This window comes from Saliniramus sp. (assembly GCF_035311605.1).
Classification (GTDB): Bacteria; Pseudomonadota; Alphaproteobacteria; order Rhizobiales; family Beijerinckiaceae; genus Saliniramus.
Genome location: NZ_DATGCW010000146.1, coordinates 1 through 4,271 on the forward strand (window position 1 = coordinate 1; position 4,271 = coordinate 4,271).

Below are 4,271 nucleotides of genomic sequence, written 5' to 3' on the forward strand. Positions count from 1 at the left end.
GCGCCCGCTCGCATCACGCGCAATGCCGCAGCCATTGATGCCGCCGCCAATGACAAAGAGGTCGTAGGGTGTCGCTTCCGCCATGGTTGCCTCTGGACAGGGTTTGCGTTTGTGTTCGCTTGCGTGGTATCAGGCCGTTCATTATATTCGTTTCTTTGTTATATTTTTCGTTTCTGCGCAAGTATCATTTCGATTCCAGCTTCCAATACCGGCTTGATGCGGGTCGGCTTTCTCAATCAGCGATGTTTTCGTGGACAGCCGTTGTGATTTCACCCAAGAAGGAACGTAAACGAACGCCCAACCATTCGATTCCGGGGAGTGTATGGCCCAGACCTTCCGCCACGCTGAAATCCTGGCGATTGCCCGCGAAAGCGGGCGCGTCACCGTGGAGGATCTCGCCACGCATTTCGGTGTCACGCTGCAGACGATCCGGCGGGATCTGACTGATCTGTGCGATGCCGGCCGGCTCGAGCGCGTGCATGGCGGTGCGGTGCTGCCATCCGGCGTGAGCAATATCGGCTACGAAGACCGCCGCATTCTCAACGCACCAGCCAAGGAGTGCATCGCGGCGCGGATTGCCCACGATATCCCGCGCGGCGCGTCGCTTTTTCTGAACATCGGCACAACAACCGAGGCGGTGGCGCGGGCGCTGCGCGGTCACCGTGATCTCATGGTGGTGACCAACAATCTCAACGTGGCCAACATCCTCGCAGCCAATGACGGGATCGAGGTGATCGTCGCCGGCGGCGTCCTGCGCCGCGCCGATGCCGGTCTCGTCGGCGACATCGCGCTCGACATGCTGCGTCACTTCAAGGTCGATATCGCCGTGATCGGCACCTCCGCCCTGGACGAAGACGGCGACCTGCTGGATTTCGACGTGCGCGAGGTACGCATCAGCCAGGCGATCATCCGTCAGGCGCGCGAGGCCTGGCTCGCGGCGGATTGTTCGAAATTCACCCGCAGCGCGCCGGTGCGAATCGCCTCCCTGGCCGATATCGACCGGTTCATCACGGATGCGCCGCCACCGGATCGGATCACACGGCTTAGCGCCGAATGGCAGACGCAGGTGACGATCTGCGATGATGCGCGGGGATGAGCCGGGCGGTTCTTATCCACGCAACGATTCCGCGCGCAAGGCTTTCTCCGGGGCGCAAATCGCGTCAAGGCTCGCTCTGTTCCTGCTTGCGCGATGCGCGGATGGGCGCTTCGTCCAGCGGGAACCAGTGGCGGGTGCGATTGGCGAAGGCGACGAGGGAGAGCATCACCGGCACCTCCACCAGCACGCCGACCACGGTCACGAGCGCGGCGATGGAATTGAGGCCGAACAGGCCGATCGCCACCGCGACGGCGAGCTCGAAGAAATTCGACGTGCCGATCATGGCACAGGGCGCCGCCACCTTGTGCGGGACGCCCCAGGCCTTGGCAGCCCAATAGGCCACGGCGAAAATGCCGTAGGACTGGATCAGCAGCGGGATCGCGATCATCACGATGACCAGGGGCTGAGTGAGGATTACCTCGCCCTGGAATCCGAAGAGCAGCACCACCGTGGCCAGAAGCCCGATGATGGAGAACGGCTTCACCCCGGCGGTAAACCGCGCCACCGCCGCCTCGGCCTCGGCGGGTGAGCGCGCGCCGCGCGTGAGATGCAGCCGCGTCAGCACGCCGGCGGTGAGCGGCACCACGATATAGAGCACGACCGTGAGGATCAGCGTGTCCCACGGCACGCTGATATCGGTAACGCCGAGCAGCAGCGCCACGATCGGCGCATAGGCGAATATCATGATCGCGTCGTTGAGCGAGACCTGCGCGAGCGTGTAGTTCGGATCACCCTTCGTCAGCGTCGACCAGACGAAGACCATGGCGGTGCAGGGAGCCGCACCGAGCAGGATCATGCCGGCGATATACTGCCCCGCCGTGCCCGGCTCGATGAAGGGGGCGAAGACGAATTCGAAGAACAGCACCCCCAGAGCCGCCATGGTGAACGGCTTGAACAGCCAGTTCACGGTCAGAGTGATGACGAGCCCCTTGGGCCGCTCATGCACCCGCGCCAGCGACGAGAGATCCACCGCCACCATCATCGGATAGACCATGGCCCAGATCAGCACCGCCACGACGAAGTTGATCGAGGCGTATTCGAGAGCGGCCAGCGCATCGAACACGCCGGGAATGATTGCGCCCAGCGCGAGCCCGGCGACCAGGCAGAGCGCGACCCAGACGGAGAGATAGCGTTCGAAAAGCGACATCGTGCAGGGCTTTCTTAGCGGGGGTCAGAGGCGGGAGCGTGAGTGTCCGCGTCATGCGCCGGTTCATCCGGGGCAACCAAGGCATCGAGAAAATCCGCCAGCGGGTCGAGGCTTCCCGGCACAAGCGAATAGCAGATGCGCGGGCGCTCGATCTCGCCGGAGATGATGCCGGCTGCCTTGAGGATGCGCAGATGCTCGGAGACGGTGGATTGCGCCAGCCCGACATCCTCGACGATGTCGCAGCCGATACAGGAACGCTTGGCCAGAAGCAGCTTGACGATGCGCACCCGCGCCGGATGCCCCAGCGCCTTGGCGATCGCGGCGATGCGAGTGTTGTCCGCATCCTGAGCGGCGAGCGCGGCGAGCGCGCCGGCCTCAATTGCTGGCAGGGTCATGGCAGAGGCGCTCCGTGCAGCCGTAATTCGTCAATCGTCGAAAGACGATTTATAGGAGCGCAGCGGTTTGTGCAATCGCGGAAATACGGAGCATCACGCGCCCATCCGGCATGAGCCCCGGCATCGCGATGAGGCCCGCCATGAGCAGCGTCGGGACGGGACAATTCGCCCCGACGCCTGTGATCAGACAGGATGCATCAGACCGCAGGCGCATGAACGGGCGGGATCGTCCGCCATTGCTGCGGCCCGCCCGTCCTGCGTATTCGCGCCTATCCCCTCACGCCCCCATCGCCTTCAGCTCCCGCAGCGCCTGCGCGTCGCGGGGGGTGACGTCTGGATAATCCGGGTCGGAGCCGACATCCGGCGCGATCTTCCAGGAGCGGGCGCATTTGGTGCCCTGTGCCCGCGCGAAGACCACGGCAACGCCGGGCACGTCCTCCCAGCGATAAGCATCCGCCGGCCCCTCGTCGGAACGCAGGGTGAGATCGGAGGTGATGCAGATATCGGCCAGGTTCAACCCTTCCACCGCCGCCAGCAGCTCCGGATCGGTGACGTGGACGATCGGTGCCGCGTCGAGGTTGGAGCGGATGTTCTTGGCATTGCGCTCGATTTCGAGCGATCCGGTCACCACCCGGCGCACCCGGCGCACCTTGGCCCAGCGTTCCGCGAGCGCGGCATCGCGCCAGCCGGCGGGTACCTCGGGGAAGGTTTCGAGATGCACCGAGAGCGCGTCCGGATGGCGCGTCAGCCAGGCTTCCTCGGCGGTGAAGCACAGGATCGGCGCGATCCAGGTCACCACGCAATCGAAGCAGCGGTCGATTACCGTCAGCGCGCTCTTGCGGGCGAGGCTGGAGGGCGGATCGCAATAGAGCGTGTCCTTGCGCACATCGAAATAGAAAGCGGAGAGATCGCTCGTCATGAAGCCGTTGAGCAGGAAGATCACGCGCTTGTAGTCGAACCGGCGATAGGCCTCGCGGATCGCCTCGTCGAGCTCGGCCAGACGATGCAGCACGAAGCGCTCGAGCTCGGGCATCTGCGCCGGATCGACCGCCTCTTCGGGCTTGTAATGATGCAGCGAGCCCAGCATCCAGCGGATGGTGTTGCGCAGCTTGCGGTAGGTCTCGACGAAGGTCTTGAGGATTTCCTTGCCTATGCGCAGATCATCCGCGTAATCGGAGGCTGCCACCCACAGGCGCAGGATATCGGCGCCCGAATCCTTGATCACGTCCTGCGGCGCGACGACATTGCCCATGGATTTCGACATCTTCATCCCCTTCTCGTCGAGGACGAAACCGTGGGTCAGGACGATGTCGAAGGGCGCGCGCCCGCGCGTGCCGCAGGCCTCGAGCAGGGAATGCTGGAACCAGCCGCGATGCTGGTCGGAGCCTTCCAGGTACATCACCTGGTCGCGCCCGCCATCGACGATGCGGTTCACCGCGAGATCGGGGCGCGTTTCCATGTTGAAGGAATGCGTGGAGCCCGAATCGAACCAGACGTCGAGAATGTCATCGACCCTCTCGTACTCCGCCGGGTCATAGCCGAGCGGCGCCAGATAATGGGCCGGATCGTTCTGATACCACGCATCGGCGCCCTGGGCCTCGAAGCTCTCGGCGATGGCCTGGTCGAGCCTGTC

5 protein-coding genes are annotated in these 4,271 nt (G+C 64.1%); 2 read left to right on the top strand and 3 right to left on the bottom strand.

All coding sequences use genetic code 11. The annotated features are described in order from the left end of the window. Both VKP01_RS06975 and VKP01_RS06980 read left to right on the top strand, forming a co-directional pair. Nucleotides 1–267 (top strand): hypothetical protein (locus VKP01_RS06975; protein WP_324411437.1); only part of this gene is annotated, 267 nt, incomplete at its 5' end. Between the two features lie 55 nt (nucleotides 268–322). Beyond that, nucleotides 323–1,096, top strand: coding sequence for a DeoR/GlpR family DNA-binding transcription regulator (locus VKP01_RS06980; RefSeq protein ID WP_324411438.1), 774 nt, complete (start codon nucleotides 323–325; stop codon nucleotides 1,094–1,096). A 64-nt stretch (nucleotides 1,097–1,160) separates the two neighbouring features. Here VKP01_RS06980 and arsB read toward each other — a convergent pair whose 3' ends face one another. The 3 genes from arsB to VKP01_RS06995 all read right to left on the bottom strand — a co-directional run. After that, a complete protein-coding gene (arsB, locus tag VKP01_RS06985; protein ID WP_324411439.1) occupies nucleotides 1,161–2,243 on the bottom strand; it encodes an ACR3 family arsenite efflux transporter in 1,083 nt (360 codons plus the stop codon). 14 nt (nucleotides 2,244–2,257) lie between these two features. After that, nucleotides 2,258–2,638: a metalloregulator ArsR/SmtB family transcription factor gene (locus VKP01_RS06990; RefSeq protein ID WP_324411440.1), complete on the bottom strand. Its 381-nt coding sequence runs from the start codon at nucleotides 2,636–2,638 to the stop codon at nucleotides 2,258–2,260. A gap of 277 nt (nucleotides 2,639–2,915) precedes the next feature. After that, nucleotides 2,916–4,271: class I tRNA ligase family protein (locus tag VKP01_RS06995; RefSeq protein ID WP_324411441.1), on the bottom strand; the 1,356-nt coding region annotated here is incomplete at its 5' end.

Excerpts from the sequence above, each read along its gene's own strand:
- VKP01_RS06980 (WP_324411438.1), top strand. The coding sequence starts at position 323 with ATGGCCCAGACCTTCCGCCACGCTGAAATCCTGGCGATTGCCCGCGAA.
- arsB (WP_324411439.1), bottom strand. The coding sequence starts at position 2,243 with ATGTCGCTTTTCGAACGCTATCTCTCCGTCTGGGTCGCGCTCTGCCTG.
- VKP01_RS06990 (WP_324411440.1), bottom strand. The coding sequence starts at position 2,638 with ATGACCCTGCCAGCAATTGAGGCCGGCGCGCTCGCCGCGCTCGCCGCT.